Below are 23818 nucleotides of genomic sequence, written 5' to 3' on the forward strand. Positions count from 1 at the left end.
GTAACGCGGGGCGGTTCGCTCACTCGGCTGAGGGCGGATGGACGATGAGCCAGCGGGCGACGGCGGGTTCATCGCCCGTGTTGTGCAGCCGATGCGGCTTGTCGCAGGGATACCGGATGGTGTCGCCCGCGCGCAGTACGACGACCTCGTCCGAGAAGTCGATCGTGAGCTCTCCGGAGAGCACCTCGCCGACCTCGTACCCCTCGTGGCGGAAGAGCTGATCCTTCGACGACGCCGTGCTGCCGGGCGGGTAGATCGACTCGAAGTAGTCGATGCCGGGGCTGTCGCCGGGAGCGAGGCGGCGGAAGACGACCCCTCCGCCGAGCTCGAGGTACGCGGCGTCCGCCGCGCGCTCGAGAGCGTACGACCCGTCGTCGGGCCCCGTGGCGACCGACCCGGAGAGCACCGTGGCGAGCGGGACGCCGAGGGCGTCGGTGATCGCGATGAGGCGCGAGACGCTCGGCTGCATGACGCCGCGCTCGATCTGCGAGACCGCGCTCGTGGAGATCCCGAGGCGCCGGGCGAGGGCGGAGACCGAGAGCCCGGTGAGCGTCCGGGCCTCGCGGAGCCGGCGCCCCACGAGGGTGCGCGGGTCGGGTGCGTCCCCGACGCCGGCAGCGGGTCCGGGGGCCGAGAGGGTCACGCCGACATGCTAGCCCGCGCCGCAAGCGAGCCGCCGTCGGGATTTACGCCGCCGAAACATGAGGGACACGGCGCGGGAAACGTGAAGGGATAACTTCACACCACGCCTCTCGTCCGGCAAGCCTCCATCGGCCGGAGCACCACCGACACCGCATCCTCCTCTCGAAAGGCACCATCGTGTCGCAGAGCAGCTCCCCCACCCGGCCGCAGGACGTCGTGGAGGCCGCGGGCCACCCCGTCGGCTCCGGCAACATGCGCCCCGGCTACGACCCCCGCCTCGCCAACGAGGACCTCGCCCCGCTGCGCCGCCAGCGCTGGACGAGCTACAACATCTTCGCGTTCTGGATGAGCGACGTGCACTCCGTCGGCGGCTACGTCACCGCCGGCTCCCTGTTCGCGCTCGGCATCGCGAGCTGGCAGGTCCTCGTCGCTCTCGTCGTCGGCATCCTCATCGTCCAGTTCTTCACGAACCTCGTCGCGAAGCCGAGCCAGCGCACGGGCGTGCCCTACCCCGTCGTCAACCGCTTCCTCTTCGGGGTCAAGGGCGCGAACATCCCGGCCATCGTCCGCGGCGTCATCGCGATCGCCTGGTACGGGGTGCAGACGTACCTCGCCGCCGAGTCCCTCACCATCGTCTTCCTCAAGTTCGTCCCGGCGTCGGCCGCGCTCCTCGAGCCGAGCTTCCTCGGCCTCGACGCGCTCGGATGGATCTCGTACGCGATCCTCTGGGTCGCGCAGGCCGCCGTCTTCTGGAACGGCATGGAGGCCATCCGCCGCTTCATCGACTTCGCGGGCCCCGCCGTGTACGTCGTGATGATCGTCCTCGCGGTGTATCTCGTGAGCCAGGCGGGCTGGGAGAACATCAGCCTCGACCTCTCGAGCGGCGAGCCCCTCGACCTGTGGGCCTCGATCCCCGTCATGCTCTCCGCCATCGCGATCGTCGTGTCGTACTTCTCGGGGCCGATGCTGAACTTCGGCGACTTCGCGCGCTACGGCCGCAGCTTCCGCGCCGTGAAGCGCGGCAACCTCTGGGGCCTGCCCGTCAACTTCCTCTTCTTCTCGATCCTCACGGTGGTGACGGCGTCGGCGACCGTGCCGGTCTTCGGCGAGCTCATCACCGACCCCATCCACACGGTCGAGCGCATCGACCACTGGTTCGCCATCCTGCTCGGCGGGCTGACCTTCGTCACCGCCACGGTCGGCATCAACATCGTCGCGAACTTCATCTCGCCGGCGTTCGACTTCTCGAACGTCGCGCCCCACCGCATCTCGTGGCGGATGGGCGGGATGATCGCGGCGGTCGGGTCGGTGCTCCTCACGCCCTGGAACTGGTACGCGAACGACCAGGCCATCCACTACACGCTCGGCATCCTGTCGGCCCTCATCGGCCCGCTGTTCGGCATCCTCATCGCGGGGTACTACGTGGTGGCGCGTCAGCGGATCCGCGTCGACGACATGTACACGATGTCCGAGCAGGGCGCTTACTGGTATCGCCGCGGCTACAACCCGAACGCGCTGTGGGCGGTCGCGGGCGCGGGCGTGCCGACCATCCTCCTCGCGATCGTGCCCAAGTCCCTCGTGTTCGCGGGAGCGATCGACCCCGCGTGGGGCGCGATCGGCGACTTCACGTGGTTCATCGGGTGCGGACTCGGCTTCGCCATCTTCACGCTGCTCGAGCGCGCCCGACCGACCGTCCCCGTGTTCGACGGCGAGACCGCCGGCGTCTCCGACGGCACGGCAGAGGACGTGCTCGAGGAGTACCCCGACACCGCGACCGCCTCGCTGGCGGTCGCGCAGGCCGAGGCCGCGCTCGCGGCCTCCGACGAAGAAGAGGACGCCCAGGTCCGCTGATGCGCATCACCCTCATCAACCCCAACACCTCCCGGGCCATGACGGCCAAGATCGCCGCCGCGGCCCGGGAGGCCGCCGCCCCCGACGTCGAGGTCGTCGCCGTGTGCCCCGCGGAGGGCGACGGCCCGGCCGCGATCGAGAGCCACCTCGACGAGGTGCACGCGGCGGCCGCGGTCGTCGACGCCATCCGGCGCGACCAGGCGGCGGGCGGCAGCGACGGCTACATCGTCGCGTGCTTCGGGGACCCCGGCCTCGACGCCGCGCGCGAGCTCGTCGACGCACCCGTCGTCGGGATCGCGGAGGCCGCGATGCACGTCGCCGCCCTCACCGGGCGGACCTTCGGGATCGTCACGACGCTCTCGCGCACGCTCGGCCGCGCCCAGGACCTCGTGCTCCGCTACGGGTTCGAGCGCGCGTGCGTCGCCGCCTACGGCACGGGCATCCCCGTCCTCGACCTGGAGGAGGCCGACCCCGCGGCCGTCGAGCGCATCGCCGCGTGGTGCGAGCGCGTCGCGTGGGAGGACCGCGCCGACGCCGTCGTGCTCGGCTGCGCCGGCATGGCCGACCTCTGCGCGCACCTGTCCGAGCGCGTGGGCGTCCCGGTCGTCGACGGCGTCGCCGCGGCGGTCGGGCTCGTCTCGGCGATGGCGCGGATGGGCGTGGGCACGAGCAAGCGCGACGAGTACGCGACGCCGCCGCACCGCGAGCCCCTGGCGCGCGACGCGGCTGTCGCGGGGAGCATGACCGCATGAGCGGCCCGGGCTCCGCCATCGCCGCGCGGCGCGTGCTCGTGGGCGACGCCTTCACGGCCGCCACCGTGCGCATCGCCGACGGCCGCGTGGCCGGCATGGAGCCGTTCGACCCCGACGCCGAGGTCGTGCTCGCCGACGCGGAGGTGCTGCTCCCTGGCCTCGTCGACAGCCACGTGCACCTCAACGAGCCGGGGCGCACCGCGTGGGAGGGCTTCGCCACCGGCACGGCGGCGGCCGCCGCGGGCGGCGTGACGACGCTCGTCGAGATGCCGCTCAACTCGGTGCCCGTCACGACGACGCCCGCCGCGCTGGCCGCGAAGCGCCGGGCCGCGGCCGGCAAGCTCGCGGTCGACGTCGCGTTCTGGGGCGGCGCCGTGCCCGAGAACCTCGGCGCCCTCGGCGCTCTGCTCGATGCGGGGGTCGTCGGGGTGAAGTGCTTCCTCGCCCCGAGCGGGATCGACGAGTTCGGGCACCTCGACGCCGCTCAGCTGGAGACGGCGCTCGCCGAGCTCGCCGCGCGCGACGGCCTGCTCATCGCGCACGCCGAGCTCGAGGAGCACCTGTCCGACGCCGCGGGCCCCGTGTTCACCGATTTCGTGGCATCCCGCCCTCCTCGCGCGGAGGTCGAGGCGGTCCGCCTCGTGATCGAGGCGGCCCGGCGGACCGGGGCCCGCGTGCACATCGTGCACGTCTCGGCCGCGGAGGCGCTCGACCTCGTGCGCGCGGCCCGCGCCGACGGCGTCCGCATCACCGTGGAGACGTGCCCGCACTACCTGACCCTGCGCGCCGAGGAGCTGCCGGACGGCCAGGGCCGCTTCAAGTGCTGCCCGCCCATCCGAGACGGCGCGAACCAGGACGCCCTGTGGGCGGGCGTCCTCGACGGCACGATCGCGGCGATCGTGAGCGATCACTCGCCCGCGACCTTCGATCTCAAGGGCGTCGCCGACCTCGGGCTCGCGTGGGGCGGGATCGCGGGTGTGCAGACCGGGCTGTCGGCCGTGTGGACCGAGGCGCGCCGCCGGGGCCTGCCGCTCGAGGCCATCCTGCCGGCGTTCACGACCGGGCCAGCGGACCTCGTGCGCCTCGGCTACCGCGGCCGCATCGCCCCGGGGGCGCCGGCCCACCTCGTCGTGTTCGACCCCGAGGCCGAGTACGTGCTCGATGCCGCATCGCTCGCCTACCGGAACCCCATGTCGCCGTGGGAGGGCGCGCGTCTGCGCGGGATCGTCCGGGAGACCTACCTGCACGGCGAGCTCATCCACGCGCACGGCACCGGACTGCGCGCACGACGCGGGCACGAGGTGCTCGCCCCCACGACGACCGCGACCCTGACGGAGGCCAGCGCATGACCATCGACACCGCCGAGCGGAACCGGTTCGGAGCGGCCGCAGCGCCGGCGCGCTTCGCCGACATCCCGATCCTGCAGCCCGGTCGCGGCCTGCCCGACGGCGCGACGTACCTGACGTCGTCGCCCGAGACCGTGCGGTGGGGGCGGCTCCCGAGCGGCGAGGACGAGCCTGTCCTCACGATCGCGTCGGGCGAGACGATCATCGTCGACACGGTCAGCCACGAGGGGCTGCTGCCCGACCAGGGCCAGGACCCGGTCGCGTTCTTCGCGCAGCACGGCGTCCCCGCGGGCGCCGTCCTCGACGACGCGGTCGCGATCGCCGCATCGGTGCCTCGCGACCCCGTCGCCGACGGCCCGCACGTCGTCACCGGTCCCATCCGCGTGGAGGGCGCGCAGCCGGGCGACCTCCTCCGGATCACCGTCGTCGCGCTCGAGCCGCGGGTTCCGTACGGCGTCATCTCGAATCGACACGGCAAGGGGGCGCTGCCCGGCGTGCTGCCGCGCAGCGGCCGGACGGTCAGCGTCTTCGCCCCGGTCGAGGAGCGCGCAGGCCGCCTCGTCGGAGCGCTCCCCGCGACCGAGGGCGGAGCGCGCGACGTCGTCTTCCCGCTCGCGCCGTTCCTCGGCACGATGGGCGTCGCGCCGGCCGGGCCGGAGCGCGCGCATTCGGTCCCGCCCGGTGCGCACGGCGGCAACATCGACATCAACCTCCTGACGGCGGGCTCGTCGCTCTACCTCCCCGTGCAGGTCGAGGGCGCGCTCGCGTACGTGGGCGACCCCCACTTCGCGCAGGGCGACGGCGAGGTCGCGCTCACGGCGCTCGAGGCCTCGCTGCGGGCGACCCTCCGCTTCGACGTCGTGCCCGCCGCCGCGGCCGAGCGCGCCTTCGGGCGCATCGCCGGCCCGCTCGTGCGCACGGCCGACCACCTCGTCCCGACGGGCCTCGACCCGGATCTCGACGCGGCGATGCGGGCGTGCACGACGGAGGCGATCGCGCTCCTGCAGGCGCGATGGGGAATGGACGAGCATCTCGCCTACGCCTACCTGTCGGCGGCGGTCGACTTCGACATCTCGCAGGTCGTCGACGTCGTGTGCGGCGTGCACGCGCGCATCCGCGAGGCCGACTTCGCCGCGATCGAGGCCGCCGATGCGTGACGCGACGGCCGTGCAGGCGCCGCCGCGGATCCCGGGCGACGAGACGGTTCCGGCCGAGCTGCTCGACGCGTTCCACGCGTACGAGCGGGCCGTGGTCGCGAACGACCTCGATGCGCTCGATGCGTGGTTCGACGACGCCCCCGACACGCTGCGCGGAGACGAGGGCGGCCTCCTCGTGGGGCACGACGCGATCAGCGCGTTCCGCGCGCAGCGGGGCGGGGTCGCGCCGCGCGCCATCGAGCGGATCGAGCACCGTCCGCTCGCCGACGGAACGGCGCTTCTCGTCGCGGTCTCGCGCTTCGACGCGGGCGGGCGAGGGCTGCAGACCCAGGTCTGGCGCCGCAGGGCGGCAGGATGGCGCATCGTCGCGGCGCACGTCTCCGCGCGGCCGCGGGCGTTCGACCGCGCGATCTGGCGCGAGGTCGGCGAGCCGCTCGCTCCGGCGGCCGCCGACGGCCCCCTCTCGGGCCTCTCGTTCGCGGTCAAGGACCTCTTCGCGATCGCCGGGAGCAGGGTCGGCGCGGGCAATCCCGCCTACCTCGACGAGGCGCGGCCCGCCACGACGACCGCGCCCGCCGTGTCGACCCTGCTCGGCGGGGGCGCCGCGCTGCGCGGGATCGCGCGGACCGACGAGTTCGCCTACTCGATCGCGGGCGACAACGCGCACTACGGCACCCCGCCGAACGGGGCCCTCCCCGGGGCTCTCCCCGGCGGGTCGTCGAGCGGGCCCGCGTCGGCCGTCGCGCTGGGCCAGGCCGACATCGGCCTCGCGACCGACACCGCGGGCTCCATCCGCGTGCCGGCGTCCTATCAGGGGCTGTGGGGCCTGCGGACCACGCACGGCCGGGTCCCGCGACGCGGCGTGCTGCCGCTCGCGCCCGCGTTCGACACGGTCGGATGGCTCACGCGCGACGGCGAGACGCTCGAGCGGGTGGCCTCGTGGTGCCTCGACGGCGACGCCGAGGCGCCGCTGCCGTGGCGCTTCCGCGTCCCCGTCGAGGCGCTCGAGCTCGCCGAGCCCGCCGTGCGCGAGGCGTTCGAGGAGCTGCTCGCGGCGCTCGGCCGCACCGCGCCGATCGAGCGCGTCTCGATCGGCGACCTCGCGGCCTGCCACGAGCGGTTCCGCACGGTCCAGGCCGCCGAGGCCTGGCGAGTGCACGGGGCGTGGCTGGACGCGCATCCCGGGGCGCTCGGCGGAGCCGTCGCCGCCCGCTTCGCCGCCGCGGCGGAGGTGACCCCGTTCGCCGAGCAGGCGGCGCGCGAGCAGCTGCGCCCGTTCGCCGCGCGCGTGCGCGCGCTCGTCGGAGACGCGGTGCTGATCCTCCCCGTCGTCCCCGGCCCCGCGCCGTCCCGCACTGCCGAGCCCGACGAGATCGACGCCATCCGCACCGCCACCCTCCGGCTCACGGCTCCCGCCGCGGTGGCGGGAGCGCCCTCGATCTCGGCTCCGCTCCTGACCGTCCCGTCCGCCCTCGGTCCTGCTCCCGTCGGGGTGGGGCTCATCGGGCGGGCCGGCTCCGACCTCTCCCTCGTCCGCCTGGCGCGGGCGCTCGCCGACGCCGTGTCGTGAGCCCGCGCCGTCCCCTCCCGACCGCCCCACTCGGAAGCAGCACATCATGACGATCACCGCCCCGCTCGACCCGCCCGCCCGCCTCCTCATGGGCCCCGGCCCCATCTCGGCGTATCCGCGCGTCCTGCGCGCGATGTCGGCGCAGCTCGTCGGGCAGTACGACCCGTTCATGACCGCGACGATGCGCGAGACGCAGGAGCTCTACCGTCGCGTGTGGGCGACGCGGAACGACGCGACGCTTCTCGTCGACGGCACCGCGCGCGCCGGCATCGAGGCGGCGCTCATGTCGCTCATCCGCCCGGGCGACCGGGTGCTCGTGCCGGTCTTCGGGCGGTTCGGGCATCTGCTCGCGGAGATCGCGGAGCGCGCGCTCGCCGAGGTGCACGTCGTCGAGGTCCCGTGGGGCCAGGTGGTGCCGACCTCGCTCATCGAGGAGGCCGTCGCGCGCGTGAAGCCCGCGGTTCTCGCGCTCGTTCAGGGGGACACCTCCACGACGATGAACCAGCCGCTCGACGAGATCGGCGCGATCTGCGAGCGGCACGGCGCGCTCTTCTACACCGACGCGACGGCCTCGCTCGGCGGGAACGCGTTCCTCGCCGACGCCTGGGGGGTCGACGCCGCCACCGCGGGGCTCCAGAAGTGCCTCGGCGGGCCCAGCGGCTCGGCGCCGCTCACGCTCTCGGAGCGCGCCGTGTCGGTCATCCGCTCGCGCTCGCGCGTCGAGGCGGGCATCCGCGAGGACGCCGACGCGAGCGCCGCCGACTTCGTCCGCACGAACTACTTCGACCTCGGCATGATCCTCGACTACTGGGGGCCGCGACGCCTCAACCACCACACCGAGGCGACCTCGATGCTCTACGCGGCGCGGGAGTGCGCGGCCGTCCTCCTCGAGGAGGGGCGCGAGGCGGTGATCGAGCGGCACCGGCTGGCGGGTGCCGCGATGCTCGCAGGGGTCCGCGGTCTCGGGCTGGGCGTCTTCGGCGATGTCGCGCACCGGATGAACAACGTCGTCGCGGTCGAGGTCCCGGATGGCGTGCCGGCGGACGCCGTGCGCGAGGCGCTGCTCGACGACTTCGGCGTCGAGATCGGCACGTCGTTCGGGCCGCTGCACGGCCGGGTCTGGCGGATCGGCACGATGGGCTACAACGCGCGCAAGGACGCGGTTCTCGTCACGCTCGCGGCGCTCGAGGCGGTCCTGCGCCGCTTCGGCGTCGTCGTCGCTGCGGGCGGCGGGGTCGAGGCGGCCGGCGACGTCTTCCGCGCCGCGGTGCGCGAGGAGGTGCTCGCATGATCGCCTCGCGACTCGCGCTCTCGACCGAGCAGATCGCCGCGGCCGCCCGCCGCGTCATGGCGCGCTGCGACGAGCTCGCGCGGATCAGCGCCGACCGCGGAGCCATCACGCGCGTGTACCTCTCGCCCGAGCACGCGCGGGTGAACGCGTTCGCCGACGCGTGGATGCGCGAGGTCGGGATGACCACCCGGCAGGACGCCGCGGGCAATCAGCTCGGGCTCCTCCCCGCGGCCGATCCCGACGCGCCCGTGCTCATGCTCGGCTCGCATCTCGACACCGTGATCGACGCGGGGCGCTTCGACGGCATCGTCGGCGTGCTCATGGCGATCGAGGTCGTGCGCATCCTCCGGGTCGCGTCGGCGGACGGCGGGTGGCGGTCGCCGTTCCCGTTCGGGATCGAGGTGGCGGCGTTCGCCGACGAGGAGGGCACGCGCTTCGGACGCGCGCTGCTCGGGTCGTCGGCCGTCGCGGGCACCTGGGACGACGCCTGGTGGGATCTGGAGGACGCCGACGGGATCACGCTCCGCGACGCGCACCGCGCCTTCGGACTGGACGCGGCCGCCATCCGCGACGCCGCTCGCGCCCCCGGGCAGCTCGTCGGCTACCTCGAGGCGCACATCGAGCAGGGGCCCGAGCTCGATCGGCGCGACGAGCCGCTCGCCGTGGTGTCGTCGATCGCCTCGGCGCGGCGGTTCCAGGTGGTCGTCGAGGGCGAGGCCCGTCACGCGGGCGGCACGCCCTACGACATGCGGCGCGACGCCCTCCTCGGAGCCAGCGAGGCGGCTCTCGCGGTCGAGCGCATCTGCTCATCGGAGCACCACATCATCGGCACCGTCGGGCAGCTCGAGGCGTTACCGGGAGCGGTGAACGTCATCCCCGGCGAGACGCGGATGAGCATCGACCTGCGCGGCGAGTTCGACGGTGCGCGCGACCGTGTGTGGGAGCGGATCTCCCGCGAGCTCGACGAGATCATGGGCAGGCGGCGGCTCCGCTGGCACGCGCGCGAGGTGCACAGCGCTCCCGCGCTCTTCTGCGCACCGCTTCTGCAGGACGTCGTGCGCGAGGGCATCCGCGCGAGCGTCGCGAGTGCCGAGCCGGCGTCGCTGTTCAGCCCGGCCGGGCACGACGGGATGACGCTGGGCGCGCTGACGGATGTCGGGATGCTCTTCCTGCGCAATGCGGACGGCATCAGCCACCATCCGGCCGAGTCCGTCCTCGGCGGCGACGTCGCGCTCGGCATCCGCGCGCTCGCGGAGGCCGTCGCCCACCGCGGCGCCGAGCCGAGCTGACCGGCGTCCTGCCGCGTAACACCGGCGCAACAGGCGCGCACGTCGGCGAAATCTGAGGCCCGTACTGTCGCCGAGTACTCACCCGAGAGCACCACCACCTGCAGATGGAGACCCGCATGCCCGCTTCATCCCTTCGTGCCCGGCTCGGCGCATCCGCCGCGGTCGTCGCCCTGTCATCGCTCGTGCTCGCCGGATGCGCGGGCGAGCCCGCCGGCGGCGACGACGAGAGCTTCGGCGAGATCTCGCTGCAGCTCAGCTGGATCCTCAACGAGGAGTTCGCGGGCGAGTACATCGCCGACAGCGAGGGCTACTACGAGGACGCCGGCTTCGACGCCGTGAACCTCGTGCCCGGCCCCTCGACTGGCACCGCCGAGCTGCTGAGCGGAAGCGTCGACATCGCGCTGAGCGACTCCGCCGCGGTCGGCACGGTCATCGCGAACGAGGGCGCCCCGCTCAAGATCATCGGCGCGACCTTCCAGGCCAACCCGTTCACGGTGCTCTCCCTCGCCGACGGCGGGAACATCGCCACGCCGGCCGACCTCGTCGGGAAGCGGATCGGCGTGCAGGACTCGAACACGTCGCTCTTCCAGGCGCTCCTCGCGGCCAATGGCATCGACCCCGCCGACGTCGAGGTCGTGCCGGTCCAGTACGACCCCGCGCCCCTCGTGAACGGGGAGGTCGACGGGTTCATCGCCTACCTCACGAACGAGGCCATCACGCTCGACCTCGCGGGGCTCGACACGGTCAACCTCGCCTTCGCCGACAACGGCCTGCCGTTCGTGGCGGAGACGGTCACCGTCACGGACGAGACGATCGAGACCGAGCGCGAGATGCTCAAGGCGTTCCTGGTCGCCGAGATCCGCGGCTGGACCGACGCGCTCGCCGACCCGCAGCGCGGCGCCGACCTCGCGATGGAGGAGTACGGCACCGATCTCGACCTCGACCCGGAGAAGACGCTCGCGGGCTCCGAGGCGCAGAACGCGCTGGTCGTCTCGGCGGACACCGAGGAGAGCGGCCTGTTCACGATCAGCGAGGAGCTCCAGGAGCGCACGATCGCGAGCCTTGCGGGGGCGGGCATCGACGTCACCGCCGAGGAGCTGTTCGACATGAGCCTCCTCGCCGAGGTCTACGAGGAGAACCCCGACCTCGTGGCGTACGCCGGCTGAGCGCAGCCCCCGGGCCGGCCGACCCGGCCGGCCCGTTCCCGGCATCCCGACAACCCAAGGAGCACACGTGACCGACACGGCCATCCCCGCGATCCCCGCGTCGACGGCGGGGACCGGGCTGCAGATCACGGGGCTGAACAAGGTGTTCCGCTCGGGGCGCCGCAGCGTCGTGGCTCTGCAGGACGCCGACCTGCACACCGATCGGGGAGCGTTCCTCTCGCTCCTCGGACCGTCCGGGTGCGGCAAGTCGACCATCCTGCGGATCCTCGCGGGCCTCGAGGAGCCCACGAGCGGCACGATCCTCGTCGACGGACGCAGCCCAGAGGACCTGCGCCGCGAGAACCGACTGGGCATCGCGTTCCAGGACGCGGCGCTGCTGCCGTGGCGCAGCGTGCAGGCCAACATCCAGCTGCCGTTCGAGGTGGCCGGCCGGGCTGTCGACAGGGACTACGTGCGCGAGCTCATCGATCTCGTCGGCCTCACCGGCTTCGAGAAGGCGCGCCCCGCGCAGCTCTCCGGCGGGATGCGCCAGCGCGTCTCGATCGCGCGCTCGCTCGTCCTGAAGCCCGACGTGCTGCTGTTCGACGAGCCCTTCGGCGCGCTCGACGACATGACGCGGCAGCGGCTCAACCTCGAGCTGCTGCGCATCTGGACCGAGAAGCCCGCGACGACCCTGCTCGTGACGCACGGCATCTCGGAGGCGATCTTCCTCAGCGACAAGGTCGCGGTGATGAGCCCTCGGCCCGGGCGCGTCAAGGCGGTCATGGACATCGACCTGCCGCGGCCGCGCACCCCCGAGCTCATGCGCACGCCCGAGTTCCACGCGTACGTCGACCAGGCATCGGAGCTCCTGTTCGGAGGGGGCGACGATGAGCGCTGACGGGGTGGGCGGCGGCTCGGGCGACGCGCTCGCGGCGGTTGCGGCCCAGGCCCCGGACGGACGCCGCGCGCGCATCGCGTGGGAGGACGTGCGCCTCCCGTCCTGGCTCGTCGGCGCGATCGGGCTGGTGGGCGTGGTCATCGCATGGTGGGTGCTCGCCGAGACCGCGCTCGCCGGCGTGGGCGCCGGCGTCCGCGCCGTCCCCACGCCGCCCGAGGTCGTGGTCGGCATCGTCTCGGCGGGATGGGACTTCTACGCGCGCAACTTCGCGGTCACCCTCGCCGAGGCCGGCATCGGGTACCTGTGGGGCAACGCCATCGCCCTCGTCCTCTCGGCCGCGGTGCTCGTCGTGCCGCGCCTCGAGGGCCTCGTGATGCAGCTCGCGATCCTGACCTACTGCATCCCGATCGTCGCGATCGGCATCGTGCTCGTCGTCATCATCCCGGTGCCCCCTGCGGGGCACCCGGCGGGCAACGCCGTGTTCCTCGCGGCGCTGTCGGTGTTCTTCACGACCGTCGTGAGCACGCTGCTCGGCCTCAAGGCCGCGGACCGCTCCGCTCTCGACGTCGTGACCGTCTACGGCGGCTCGCGCCTGACGCAGCTGCGCAAGGTCCGCATCGTCGCGGCGCTGCCATCCGTCCTGAACGCCCTCCAGGTCGCCGTGCCGGCCGCCTTCCTCGGCGCGGTTCTCGGAGAGTTCTTCGGCAAGGTGCAGTCCGGCGTCGGCCCGGCGATGATCGCCGCCCAGCAGGGCCTCGACGCGCCGCGCGTGTGGGGCCTCGCGCTCGTGTCGGGTCTCGTCGCGCTCGCCGGATTCGCGCTCCTCGGCGTCGTGGCGCGTCTCGTCGCGCCCTGGGCGAAGGGCGCGGCATGAGCGCGGGAGGCGCCGCGGCGGACATCCGGCGCGAGGCGCGACGGGCCACCCTCCGCGCGCTCGGATCGAGTCTCGCGACCTTCGGCCTCACGCTCGCGGCGGTGCTCGTCCTCTGGCAGGGCCTGCTGTGGGCGACGGGCGTGTCGCCCTACGTCGGGAAGGGGCCGCTCGACGTCTGGACCTTCCTCGTCGCGGCACCCGAGGCGGCGGAGAACCGTGCGCTGCTGATGGGCCAGCTCGTCACCACGCTCCAGGACGCCGCGATCGGGTTCGTCGCGGGGCTCGTCGTCGCGCTGCTCGTCGCGATCGGGTTCCAGCTGAGCCGGGGGCTCGAGCACGCGCTCATGCCGCTCGCGATGCTGCTGCGCTCGGTGCCGCTCGTGGCGATGGCGCCCGTCATCATCCTCCTGTTCGGGCGCAGCGCGGCCACCGTCGCGGTGATCGGCGGCATCGTCGTGCTGTTCCCGGCGCTCGTCAACATCGTGTTCGGGCTGCGGCAGGTCTCTCCGCAGATGAGCGACGTCATCCACGTCTACGGCGGATCGGCGTGGACGGCCCTGCGGAAGGTCGCGCTGCCGAGCGCGCTGCCCTCGCTCCTCGCCGCCGTGCGGATCTCGGTGCCGGGGGCCATCACGGGCGCGCTGCTGGCCGAATGGCTCGCGGTGGGCGGCGGGATCGGCGGAGCCGTGGGCGCGTACAGCTCGCAGGCGCAGTTCTCCGCCCTGTGGTCGGCGGTCGTGCTCGTCACGGCCGCGGCCCTCGTGATCTACAATCTCGTGGCCGTCGTCGAGTCCGTCGTCCTCGCCCGGATGGGCATGGCGGATCGCGCCTGAGCTCGCATCGAAGGGAACCCATGACCACCGACCTCCGCGCGTTCGCGCGCGCCCTGCCGAAGGCCGAGCTGCACCTCCACCTCGAAGGGACCCTCGAGCCGGAGCTGAAGTTCGCGCTCGCCGCCCGCAACGGCATCGCGCTCGCCGAGAAGACCGTCGAGGACGTCGTCGCCAGCTACGACTTCACCGATCTGACGAGCTTCCTCGCCGTGTACTACCCCGCGATGACCGTGCTGCAGACCGCCGACGACTTCCACGATCTCGCGTGGGCGTACCTGCAGAAGGCGAGGGAGCAGGGCGTCGTCCACGTCGAGATGTTCTTCGACCCGCAGGCGCACACGAGCCGAGGGGTGCCGTTCGCCGACGTCATCGCCGGCTACCGCCGTGCGGTCGTGCGCGCGCAGGATGAGCTCGGCGTCTCGGCCGAGCTCATCCTCTGCTTCCTCCGCGACTTCACGGCGGAGCACGCGATGTCGACCCTCATGGAGGCGCTGCCCTACCGTGCCTGGATCATCGGGGTCGGACTCGATTCGGACGAGCGCGGCAATCCGCCGGCGAAGTTCGCCGAGGTGTTCGCCCGTGCGAAGGCGGAGGGCTTCTTCACGACAATGCACTGCGACATCGACCAGCCCGGCTCGATCGAGCACATCCGCCAGGTGATCGAGGAGATCGGCGTCGACCGCATCGACCACGGCACGAACATCGTCGAGGACCCGGCGCTCGTCGCCGTCGCCCGCGAGCGCGGGCTCGGCTTCACGACCTGCCCCGTGTCGAACTCGTTCGTGACCGAGGAGATGAAGGCGGACGAGATCGTCCAGCTCCTGCGCGAGGGCGTGCGGGTGACGGTCAACTCCGACGATCCGGCCTATTTCGGCGGCTACGTCGCGGACAACTACGTCGCCCTCGCGGAGCACGCGGATCTCTCCGCCGCCGACCTCGCCCGGCTCGCGATCAACTCCTTCGAGGCCGCGTGGCTCACGCCCGCGCGCCGCGCGGCCTACATCGCGTCGGTCGTCGACTGCGCGCAGGCGCACGGCGTGCCGCTGCCGGAGTGAGCGCTACGCCCCGAGCAGCGCCCGGATCGGCTCGATCGTGAAGTACACGACGAAGAGCGCGCCGACGAGCCACATGAGCCAGTGCACGTCGCCGACCTTGCCGCGGGCGAGCTTCACGATGATGTAGGCGATGAAGCCCGCGCCGATGCCGTCGGCGATCGAGTACGTGAACGGCATGATGACGATCGTGAGGAAGGCCGGCAGGGCGACCTCGATGTTCTTCCAGTCGATGCCGGCGACCTGCGTGAGCATGAGGAAGCCGACGAGCACGAGCGCGGGGGCCGCGGCCTCGTAGGGCACGAGCGCGACGAGCGGCGCGAAGAGGGTCGAGAGCAGGAACGCGATGCCGGTGACGACCGACGCGAGGCCGGTTCGCGCGCCGTCGCCGACGCCCGCGGTCGACTCGACGAAGGCGGTGTTCGAGGACACCGAGCCCACGCCGCCCGCGACGGCGCCGAGCGAGTCGACGATGAGGATCTGCTTCGTGCGCGGCGGGTTCCCGTTCGCGTCGAGCAGCTTCGCCTCGGCGCCGATCGCGACCATCGTGCCCATGGTGTCGAAGAAGTCGGCGAGCAGCAGGGTGAAGACGAGCAGCACGAGGGTGACGATGCCGATGCTCTGCACCGAGCCGAGCAGGTTGAACTGCCCGATGAGGGAGAAGTCGGGCACGGCGATGACGCCCGAGAACGTCGGGGGCGAGTTGAAGCCTCCGGGGTTCTCGTCGCCGCGCGCGCCGATGTGGAGGGTGTTCTCGAGGAGGATCGCGAGCGCGGTCGCGACGAGGATCGAGATGAGGATGGCGCCCTTCACCCGGCGCGCGTGCAGGACGATCGCGAGGACGAGCCCCACGACGAAGACGAGGATCGGCCACGTGCCGAGGTTGCCGAGGGCGAGGATGGTCGCGCCGTCGCCGGTCACGAAGCCCGCGTTCGCGAGGCCGATGAGCGTGATGAACAGGCCGATGCCCGCCCCGATCGCGGTCTTCAGCGGCGTCGGGACGGCTCGGAAGACGGCCTCGCGGAACCCGGTGAGCACGAGGAGCAGGATGAGCAGGCCCTCGATCACGATGACGCCCATCGCGTCGGCCCAGGTCACGCCAGGGATCGCGGCGATCGAGTAGGTCACGACCGCGTTGAGGCCGAGGCCCGCCGCCATCGCGAGCGGGAAGTTCGCCACGACGCCCATGAGGATCGACATGATGCCCGCGATGAGAGCGGTCGCCGACGCGATCATGCTGAGGTTCGGAGCGTCGCCGCCGCCGAGGAACTCTCCCGTGCCGTCCGCCGACGTGCCGATGATGAGCGGGTTCAGCACCACGATGTACGACATCGCGAAGAAGGTGACGAGGCCGCCGCGGATCTCGGTGCCGACGGTCGAGCCGCGCTCGGTGATGCGGAAGAAGCGGTCGAGGGCGCCGCGGGGCGCAGGGGTGCTCATCATAGGGTCATCGTTCCATCGGGGTGAGGGGTGGAGCCGCACGGGTCACGGGTTCAGGATGGCAGTTGCGGGCTGCGCGCGCATCGACCCGCCTGTCTTCGACAGGCGTAGTCTAGATGTCAGGGTTCATGCAAAGGCATGGATCTTCGCGCAGGAGATCGAAGGGAACATTATGTCATTCGACGGAAGGGTCGCCCTCGTCACGGGCGGCGGATCGGGCATCGGCGAGGCCATCGCGAAGGACCTGGCGGCCCACGGCGCGAAGGTCGTCGTGACCGACATCGACCTGGATGCCGCGCAGCGCGTGGCCGACGACATCGCCGCTGCCGGGGGCGAGGCCGCGGCGTTCCGCGCCGACACCTCGGTCGCCGAGGACAGCGAGAAGGCGGTCGCGTTCGCCAAGGAGACGTTCGGCCGCCTCAACTACGCGGTCAACAACGCCGGGATCGGCGGCCGCCAGGCGCCGACCGGCGAGATCGACGTGGACGACTGGAACCGCGTCATCGGCATCAACCTCGACGGCGTGCTCTACGGCATGCGGCACCAGATCCCCGCCATGCTCGAGGCCGGAGCCGGCGAGAGCGCGATCGTGAACATGGCGTCGATCCACGGGATGGTCGCCGCACTCGGCAACTCCGCGTACACGGCCTCGAAGCACGCGGTCGTCGGCCTCACGAAGAACGCCGCCGCCGAGTACGGCGCGCAGGGGCTGCGCATCAATGCGGTCGGGCCCGGCTACATCGACACCCCGCTCCTGCAGAAGCTGCCCGCCGAGGCGCTCGAGGCGCTCAAGGCCAAGCACCCGCTCGGGCGGCTGGGCCGGGCAGAGGAGGTCGCGAAGGTCGTCCGGTTCCTCCTCTCCGACGACGCGTCGTTCGTGACCGGCGGCTACTACCTCATCGACGGCGGCTACACCGCCGTCTGACCGTCCTGCAGCAGCCGCCACACGCGCTCGCGGGTGAACGGCTGATGGAAGGGGCGCCGGCCGATGGCGCGCGCGATCGCGTTGCCGATGGCCGGCGCCACGGGGTTGTAGGGGGACTCGCTCATCGACTTGGCCCCGAACGGGCCGAGCGCGTCGGCGGTGTCGGCGAAGAGCACCTCGGTGTCGGGGATGTCGGCCGACTGCGGAACCCGATACGTGCGGAACATCGGATTCCGCACGACCCCGTCCTCGACGAGCACCTCCTCGTAGAGTGCCCCGCCGATGCCCTGGGCGACGCCTCCCTCGACCTGGCCGCGGCACTGCGCGGGGTTCATGACGAAGCCCGCGTCGGCCGCGTGGACCGACTTCAGGATGCGGACGACGCCGGTCTCCGGGTCGACGGCGACGCGGACGGCGTGCACGTCGAACGCGAGGGAGCGGCGGTCGCCGTGCTCCTCGCTGGCCGCGGTGATCCCGTCGGGCCCCGCGAGCTCCGCGAAGGGGATGACGCCCGCCGGGGTCGCGACGCCCTCGGCCGTGGGCGCGCACTCCGCCGGGGAGGCGCCCGTGCGCGCGGCAGCGAGCCCGACCATCCGCTCGCGCAGCGCGAGGCAGGCGGCGTGGAGCGCCTTGCCGGCGACGGTCGTGCCGGCCGACGCGAACGCGCCGGTGTCGTGCGGAACGAGCGCCGTGTCGGCGTGGGCGAGCCGGATCATGGAGAGCGGCACGCCGAGCGCGCTCGCCGCGATCTGCCGGTGGACGGTGGTCGTGCCGTTGCCGAACTCGGCCGTGCCCGTGCGCAGCTCGAAGACTCCGTCGGGCCGCAGCGATGCCGACGCGTGCGCCACGTGGCCGAAGGGCGCCATCGTCGCGATCATGGCGGCGGCCATCCCCTCGCCGACGAGCCAGCCGTCGGGCGCGGTCTCGCCGTCACCGCGCTGCATCGCCTCCTGGGCGAGGTCGAGGCACTGATCGAGCCCGTAGCTGCCCCACACGAGGTCGTCCTCGACGTGGCCGTCGGCCGCGAGGATCGGGTCGCCCTCGCGCACGGCGTTGCGGCGCCGAACCTCGAACGGATCGAGACCGAGCCGCTCGGCGAGCATGTCCATGGCCGACTCGATGCCGAGCATGACCTGCCCGAGGCCGTATCCGCGGAAGGCCCCCGACGGCGGGTTGTTCGTGTAGACGACCTCGGCGTCGAGCCGGAGCACGGGCGTGCGGTAGATCGTGACCGACTCGGCGACGCCGTGGAAGAGCACGCCGAGCGCGTGGTTGCCGTACGCGCCGGTGTCGCTCAGCACGTCGAGGCGCATCGCCGTGAGCCTGCCGTCGGCATCCGCGCCCAGCTCGACGCTCACGCGCATCGGATGCCGCACGGGCGCCCGGAGGAACTCGTCCGCGCGGGAGAACTCGTACGCGACGGGGCGCCCCGTGTGCAGCACGGCGAGCGCGACGACGTCCTCCGCGAGGAGCTCCTGCTTGCCGCCGAAGCCGCCGCCGACGCGGGGCGCGAAGACGCGGACGCGCTCGCGCGGCAGCTCGAGGATGCGCGCGAGCTCGTCGCGGGTGAGGAACGGGACCTGCGTCGACGAGCGGATGGTCAGGACGTCGCCCTCGAGCCATCCGACCGCGCCGTGCGTCTCGAGCTGCGCGTGCGACGTGCGCGACGTCTGCCAGGTGCCCGCGACGGTGACGGCGCTCGCCGCGAGCGCGGCGTCGATGTCGCCGCCCCGCCCCGTGTGGACGGCGCCGACGACGTTGCGCGCGGCATCCGCGACGCGGTCGTCGGGCGTGCGGTCGGGATGGATGGCCGGAGCACCCGGTGTGCGCGCGGCCTCGGGGTCGAAGACGGCGGGGAGCGGCTCGTAGGCGACCGCGATGAGACCGCAGGCGCGCTCGGCCGCCGCCGCCGTCTCGGCGACGACGGCCGCGACGCGCTGACCGATGTGCCGCACGACGTCGTCGAGCATGCGCGTGTCGTCGGGGTCGTCGGTGCGGTGCTCGTGGCGCCCCGTCGAGTAGCGGATGCCGGGCACGTCGCGGTGCGTGAAGACCGCCACGACGCCCGGCACCGCCTCGGCCGCGGTCGTGTCGATGGACGTGATGCGGGCGTGCGCGTGGGGCGACGACAGGACGCGCAGGATGAGCGCCCCGTCCGGCACCTCGTCGAACGTGTACGGCTCGCGCCCCTGCACGATGCGGCGGGCTGCCTCCGGCACGACGGACCGGCCGACGCCGCCGGCCTCCTCCTGGGACGAGCCGGACCTGGTGTCACGCACGGCCGTGAGCGTCGACGCGATCGCCTCGCGGATCGGGCGGTATCCCGTGCAGCGGCAGAGGTTGCCCTTGAGGCGCCGGTCGAGGTCTCGCTCGTCGCCCGGCTGCAGGCACGACGCGGTCACGCTCATCCCCGGCGTGCAGAACCCGCACTGGAACCCGAACCCGGTCGCGAGCGCCTCCTGCACGGGGTGGAGCTCGTCGCCCGGAGCGAGCCCGGCCGCCGTCGTGACCGCGACGCCCTCGGCGCGCACGGCGGGGATGAGGCACGAGTGGACAGGGACGCCGTCGACGAGCACGCCGCACGCGCCGCAGTCGCCCGCATCGCAGCCCTTCTTCACCTCGGTGTGCCCGTGCTCGCGCAGGAGCGTGCGCAGGCACTGACCGGGGCGCGGATCGGCGTCGACGGGGGAGCCGTTGACCGTGAACCTCATTCCGCGTCTCCTTCCGGGAGGGCCGCGCGGCAGCGCTCCGCGAGGACGACCGAGACGCCGCGGCGCCAGTCGGCGGCGCCCAGGGGGTCGGTGTACCAGCCCTGGGCCCCGGCCACCGCGGCCCTCAGGTCGGCCGCGCTCGGGAGGGATGGCCAGCGCAGCACGACGGGGCGCGCGACGCTCGCCGTGATGCCGAACACCGCGGCTCCGCCCTCGTCCACCCGGCCGGTCACGACGGCGCCCGAGCGTCCGAGCTCGGCGAGCGCGATCCGACGCAGCGCGGCCCGCGACCGCAGGGCCCGCGCGGGGATGTCGATGGCGCGGATGATCTCTCCCGCACCGAGCGAGCTGAGGCCGTTCCCTGCCGGGATCTCGGCCACGGGCATCCGGCGCTCGCCTCCGTCGGGGGGCCAGATGAGCGCCTCGGCGTCGAGGGCCGTGCCGAGCGCGACCATGGCCGCCGCGGCGTAGGACTGGGCGATGTTGCCGCCGACCGTCGCGGTGTTCCAGATCTTGAAGGAGGCGAGGAGGGCGTGCGCGGCGTCGGCGAAGAGGGGCACGGCCGTCCAGGTCGGATCGGGGCGCAGCGCGTCGCGGCCCTCCGCGAACGCGACGAGGCGCGCGATGGGGCAGGTCGCGCCGATGCGCAGGCCGTCAGCCGACGGCTCGAGGTCGGGCCAGCCGAGCGTCGTGAGGTCGACGAGCCCCGTGATGAGCGGGCTCGGCGCGCTGAAGAGCAGCGTGCCGCCCGCGAGCGGCACCTCGCCCGGCGCGAGGGCGAGGTCGGCGCGCGTGCGTGCGCGCCGGTAGGTCTCGACGGCGTTCAGATCCATGACGCCCGCTCCGCCAGCGCGCGCGATGCGGCGGTCACCCGCTCGGCGATCCGCCCCTCGTCGGAGGAGACGAGCACGTCGTCCGCCACGACCGTGCGCCCGCCGACGAGAAGCCGCCGCAGCGGCGGCAGGGCGCCCAGGCCGAGCGCCGCGACCGGGTCGAGGATGCCGGCGTGCTCGACGCCCCCGATCCACCACACGGCGACGTCCGCGAGCAGTCCGGGCTCGAGCGCCCCGATCGCGTCCTCGCGTCCGAGGACGCGCGCGCCGCCGGCCGTCGCCATCCGAAGGGCGTCCCGCACGCTCATCCCGTCAGCACCCGAGCGGAGCCGGCCCATGAGCACGGCCTCGCGGATCTCGACCCCGAGCTGCCCCGACTCGTTGGACGCCGCCCCGTCGACGCCGAGCCCGACGGGCACGCCCGCGTCGAGCATCGCGCGCACGGGCGCGATCCCGGCCGCCAGGCGCCCGTTCGACGACGGACAGTGGGCGACCCCCGTGCCGGTGGCCGCGTACCGCGCGACGGCGGCGTCGTCGAGGTGCACGGCGTGCGCCATCCAGACGTCGTCACCCAGCCAGCCGAGGCCCTCGAGATACGCCGTCGGCGACATCCCGAAGCGCTCCGCGCAGAACGCGTCCTCCTCGGCGGTCTCGGACGCGTGCGTGTGGAGGCGGACGCCCAGGGCGCGAGCCAGGGCCGCCGATTCGCGCAGCAGGTCGCCGGTGACCGAGAACGGCGAGCACGGCGCGATCGCGATGTGGACGCGCGAGTCCGGGCTCGGGTCGTGCCAGCGCTCGACCGCCTCCTGCGATGCGCGGAGGGCGGCGTCCGTCTCCTCGACGGCGGCGTCCGGCGGCAGCCCGCCCTGCGAGGCGCCGAGGTCCATCGACCCGCGGGTCGCGTGCAGCCGCACGCCGATCTCGTCGGCGGCCGCGACGAGCGCGCCGACGATGTCGCCGGAGCCCTGCGGGAAGACGTAGTGGTGGTCGGCGACGGTCGTGCAGCCCGAGCGGGCGAGCACGGCCATCGCGCCGGCGGCGCCCTCGCCCGTGAGGTCGGCGTCGATGTGCGACCACAGGGGGTAGAGCGCCGTCAGCCAGTCGAAGAGGATGGCGTCCTGCGCGCGCCCTCGGGTGAGCCACTGGAAGAGGTGGTTGTGGGTGTTCACGAGGCCCGGGGTGACGAGGCAGTCCGTCGCGTCGACGACCTCGGCGCCCGCGCGCAGCTCGGGCGGGGCGGCCCCCGCTCCCACCGCGGCGATGCGCCCGCCCTCGATGACCACGTGACCCGTGCGGTGCTCGGTCCCGTGCTGGTCGACCGTGACGACGTAGCCGCCCTCGATGATCGTGCGGGCGGGTGCGATGGTGCTCATGGCGCTCCTGGGGTCTGTGACGGACGTCGCAGTCCCCGCCCTGACGTGCGCGGAGTCATGGTGATAGGACACGCTCACGCCGATCCTAGGAACCCCGTGTCACGGCGGTGTTACGCGGAGGAGCCGCGCACGCGGCCTCGGCCGCCGGGCGGTCGCGGTGCAGCGGCCCGGTCCGCTCGCGCAGCGGCGCGCCGGTTCCCCCATGCCGGGCGGCAAGGATCTCCGCGAGGATCGCGACCGCCGTCTCCTCGGGCGTCGAGCCGCCCAGGTCGAGCCCGAGCGGGGCGTGCAGCCGCGCGAGGTCGGCGTCGGAGACGCCCTCCGCCCGCAGGAGCTCGGCGCGCCGCGCGACGGTCGCGCGGGCGCCGAGCGCGCCGACGAACCCGATCGGCAGGGCGAGGGCCTGGCGGATGGCCGGCACGTCGAGCCGCGCGTCGTGGGTGAGCACGCACACGGCCGTGCGCGCGTCGACCGCGCTCTCCGGAAGGCGCGCGAGGTGCTCGTGCGGGAGGGCGACGACGAGGTCGTCGGCATCGGGGAACCGCTCGCGCGTGACGAGCAGCTCCCACGGATCGACGACGGTCACGGCGAAGCCCGCCGCCGCGCCGACGCGGCAGAGCGCCGCGGCGTGCTCGGTCGCGCCGGCGAGGATGAGGCGCGGTCGCGGGGCGCTCGAGACCGCCAGCACCGCCGGACGGCCGACGACCCGCGTCTCGGCGAGGAGCGCAGCGGCGTCGAACGCGGCCGACGACGCGGGGCCGAGGTCGCGCGAGGCCACGATCCGACCGCGGTCCGCGCCCTCCAGGACGATCCCGACGGTCGCCGCGCGGCCATCCGCCGCCCGCTCGAGCGCCCGCATCGCGACGGGGTCGGCGGCGCGGACCTCGTAGGCGATGACGTCGACCTGGCCGCCGCACGCGAGGCCCGCCGCGTGCGCCGTCCGGTCGTCGAAGCCGAAGGTCGCGGTGCGGGCGACGCCGTCGGCCAGCACGGCGTGCGCGAGGACGACCGCGTCGCCCTCGACGCATCCGCCCGAGATCGAGCCCACGACCTCGCCCTCATCCGTCACGGCCATCGACGCGCCGAGGCCCCGGGGCGCGCTGCGCGCGACGCGGGTCACGGTGATCACGGCGGCGCGTCGGCCGCGCGCGAGCCGATCGAGGAGAGCCGACGCGAGTTCGAGCATGCTCCACGCTATCCCTCCGCATGTTTCACGGAGAAGACAGGAGCGCTGTGAGATCGGCGCGCTACGGTCGGAGGATGGCGGCGATCTGCGGGATCGTGCTGGCGGCCGGCGCCGGCACGCGCTTCGGCGGGCCCAAGGCGCTCGCGCGCACGGCGGATGGCACGCCCTGGCTCGCCCGCGTCGTCGCGGCGCTCGAGGAGGGCGGCTGCGATCGCGTCGTCGTCGCCCTGGGAGCGCGGGCCGCAGCGGCGCGCTCACTCGTGCCGGACCGCGCCGACATCGTCGTGGCATCCGACTGGCAGGACGGCATGTCCGCCACCCTGCGCTCCGCGCTCGCCGCGTCTGCGGGCGCGGACGCGGTCGTCGTCGCGACCGTCGACGTCCCCGAGCTGCCGAGCACGGCCGTCCGGCGCGTGCTCGCGGCCGCGGGCGATCCGCCGACCGCCCTCGCGCAGGCCGTCTACCGGGGCCGGCCCGGCCATCCGGCCGTCATCGGCTCCGCGCACGTCGACGCGCTGACGGCCTCGCTGTCGGGCGACCGGGGAGCGCGCCCCTACCTCGTCGCGAACCGCGTGCGTGAGGTCGAGTGCGGCGACCTGTGGTCGGGCGAGGACATCGACACGCGCTGAGGGAAGCGAGAGACGCCG

Annotated in this window: 20 protein-coding genes; 14 read left to right on the plus strand and 6 right to left on the minus strand. The window is 73.6% G+C overall.

Annotation, left to right across the window (positions count from 1 at the left end; all coding sequences use genetic code 11):
* Window positions 1-19 precede the first annotated feature (19 nt).
* Window positions 20-643 (minus strand): helix-turn-helix domain-containing protein, encoded by a 624-nt coding sequence (locus ACOWU6_RS05405; RefSeq protein ID WP_421074987.1) that lies wholly within the window; start codon window positions 641-643, stop codon window positions 20-22.
* Window positions 644-819: 176 nt separating this feature from the next.
* Here ACOWU6_RS05405 and ACOWU6_RS05410 point away from each other — a divergent pair, with 176 nt between their 5' ends.
* The 12 genes from ACOWU6_RS05410 to add all read left to right on the plus strand — a co-directional run bounded on the left by ACOWU6_RS05410 (window position 820) and on the right by add (window position 14706).
* Window positions 820-2493: an NCS1 family nucleobase:cation symporter-1 gene (locus ACOWU6_RS05410; protein ID WP_421074988.1), complete on the plus strand. Its 1674-nt coding sequence runs from the start codon at window positions 820-822 to the stop codon at window positions 2491-2493.
* Window positions 2493-3245: an aspartate/glutamate racemase family protein gene (locus tag ACOWU6_RS05415; RefSeq protein WP_421074989.1), complete on the plus strand. Its 753-nt coding sequence runs from the start codon at window positions 2493-2495 to the stop codon at window positions 3243-3245. Before ACOWU6_RS05410 ends, ACOWU6_RS05415 begins: the two co-directional genes overlap by 1 nt.
* Window positions 3242-4594, plus strand: coding sequence for an allantoinase AllB (gene allB, locus ACOWU6_RS05420; protein WP_421074990.1), 1353 nt, complete (start codon window positions 3242-3244; stop codon window positions 4592-4594). The genes ACOWU6_RS05415 and allB overlap by 4 nt, the downstream gene beginning before the upstream one ends.
* Window positions 4591-5748, plus strand: a complete 1158-nt coding sequence (locus ACOWU6_RS05425; protein ID WP_324012923.1) for an acetamidase/formamidase family protein — start codon at window positions 4591-4593, stop codon at window positions 5746-5748. Before allB ends, ACOWU6_RS05425 begins: the two co-directional genes overlap by 4 nt.
* Window positions 5741-7318 carry an AtzH-like domain-containing protein gene (locus ACOWU6_RS05430; protein ID WP_421074991.1) on the plus strand — a complete coding sequence of 526 codons (1578 nt, stop codon included), beginning with the start codon at window positions 5741-5743 and terminating at the stop codon, window positions 7316-7318. Before ACOWU6_RS05425 ends, ACOWU6_RS05430 begins: the two co-directional genes overlap by 8 nt.
* 46 nt (window positions 7319-7364) lie before the next feature.
* Window positions 7365-8609, plus strand: coding sequence for a pyridoxal-phosphate-dependent aminotransferase family protein (locus ACOWU6_RS05435; RefSeq protein ID WP_421074992.1), 1245 nt, complete (start codon window positions 7365-7367; stop codon window positions 8607-8609).
* Window positions 8606-9898, plus strand: coding sequence for an allantoate amidohydrolase (locus tag ACOWU6_RS05440; RefSeq protein ID WP_421074993.1), 1293 nt, complete (start codon window positions 8606-8608; stop codon window positions 9896-9898). The genes ACOWU6_RS05435 and ACOWU6_RS05440 overlap by 4 nt, the downstream gene beginning before the upstream one ends.
* A 116-nt stretch (window positions 9899-10014) precedes the next feature.
* Entirely contained in the window at window positions 10015-11064 is a 1050-nt protein-coding gene (locus ACOWU6_RS05445; RefSeq protein WP_421074994.1) for an ABC transporter substrate-binding protein, read from the plus strand.
* A 67-nt stretch (window positions 11065-11131) separates the two neighbouring features.
* Window positions 11132-11944 carry an ABC transporter ATP-binding protein gene (locus tag ACOWU6_RS05450; RefSeq protein WP_421074995.1) on the plus strand — a complete coding sequence of 271 codons (813 nt, stop codon included), beginning with the start codon at window positions 11132-11134 and terminating at the stop codon, window positions 11942-11944.
* The gene (locus ACOWU6_RS05455; RefSeq protein ID WP_421074996.1) at window positions 11934-12818 is read left to right on the plus strand and encodes an ABC transporter permease; all 885 of its coding nucleotides are present in this window, start codon (window positions 11934-11936) and stop codon (window positions 12816-12818) included. The genes ACOWU6_RS05450 and ACOWU6_RS05455 overlap by 11 nt, the downstream gene beginning before the upstream one ends.
* Window positions 12815-13651: an ABC transporter permease gene (locus ACOWU6_RS05460; RefSeq protein WP_271173438.1), complete on the plus strand. Its 837-nt coding sequence runs from the start codon at window positions 12815-12817 to the stop codon at window positions 13649-13651. Before ACOWU6_RS05455 ends, ACOWU6_RS05460 begins: the two co-directional genes overlap by 4 nt.
* A gap of 20 nt (window positions 13652-13671) precedes the next feature.
* Window positions 13672-14706: an adenosine deaminase gene (gene add / locus ACOWU6_RS05465; protein WP_324012911.1), complete on the plus strand. Its 1035-nt coding sequence runs from the start codon at window positions 13672-13674 to the stop codon at window positions 14704-14706.
* Between the two features lie 3 nt (window positions 14707-14709).
* Here the strand turns inward: add and ACOWU6_RS05470 are convergent, their stop codons facing one another.
* The gene (locus ACOWU6_RS05470) at window positions 14710-16143 is read right to left on the minus strand and encodes an NCS2 family permease (RefSeq protein ID WP_374727779.1); all 1434 of its coding nucleotides are present in this window, start codon (window positions 16141-16143) and stop codon (window positions 14710-14712) included.
* A gap of 172 nt (window positions 16144-16315) precedes the next feature.
* Here ACOWU6_RS05470 and ACOWU6_RS05475 point away from each other — a divergent pair, with 172 nt between their 5' ends.
* A complete protein-coding gene (locus ACOWU6_RS05475) occupies window positions 16316-17068 on the plus strand; it encodes an SDR family NAD(P)-dependent oxidoreductase (protein ID WP_374727761.1) in 753 nt (250 codons plus the stop codon).
* Here the strand turns inward: ACOWU6_RS05475 and ACOWU6_RS05480 are convergent.
* The 4 genes from ACOWU6_RS05480 to ACOWU6_RS05495 all read right to left on the minus strand — a co-directional run bounded on the left by ACOWU6_RS05480 (window position 17053) and on the right by ACOWU6_RS05495 (window position 23171).
* Window positions 17053-19779, minus strand: coding sequence for a molybdopterin-dependent oxidoreductase (locus ACOWU6_RS05480; protein ID WP_421074997.1), 2727 nt, complete (start codon window positions 19777-19779; stop codon window positions 17053-17055). The two genes, ACOWU6_RS05475 and ACOWU6_RS05480, sit on opposite strands and share 16 nt — an antisense overlap.
* On the minus strand, window positions 19776-20612 hold the full coding sequence (locus ACOWU6_RS05485) for an FAD binding domain-containing protein (protein WP_421074998.1): 837 nt from the start codon (window positions 20610-20612) through the stop codon (window positions 19776-19778). Before ACOWU6_RS05485 ends, ACOWU6_RS05480 begins: the two co-directional genes overlap by 4 nt.
* The gene (locus tag ACOWU6_RS05490; RefSeq protein ID WP_421074999.1) at window positions 20603-21985 is read right to left on the minus strand and encodes an 8-oxoguanine deaminase; all 1383 of its coding nucleotides are present in this window, start codon (window positions 21983-21985) and stop codon (window positions 20603-20605) included. Before ACOWU6_RS05490 ends, ACOWU6_RS05485 begins: the two co-directional genes overlap by 10 nt.
* 85 nt (window positions 21986-22070) lie before the next feature.
* Entirely contained in the window at window positions 22071-23171 is a 1101-nt protein-coding gene (locus ACOWU6_RS05495; protein ID WP_282979288.1) for an XdhC family protein, read from the minus strand.
* Window positions 23172-23245: 74 nt separating this feature from the next.
* On the opposite strand from ACOWU6_RS05495, the gene ACOWU6_RS05500 reads away from it, so the two are divergent.
* Complete coding sequence (locus tag ACOWU6_RS05500; RefSeq protein ID WP_282979289.1) at window positions 23246-23800, plus strand: nucleotidyltransferase family protein; 555 nt, start codon at window positions 23246-23248, stop codon at window positions 23798-23800.
* The last annotated feature ends 18 nt before the right edge of the window (window positions 23801-23818 follow it).

Origin of the sequence: Microbacterium sp. SA156 (assembly GCF_049065455.1) — a bacterium.
In the GTDB taxonomy this organism is placed as follows: Bacteria; Actinomycetota; Actinomycetes; order Actinomycetales; family Microbacteriaceae; genus Microbacterium; species Microbacterium barkeri.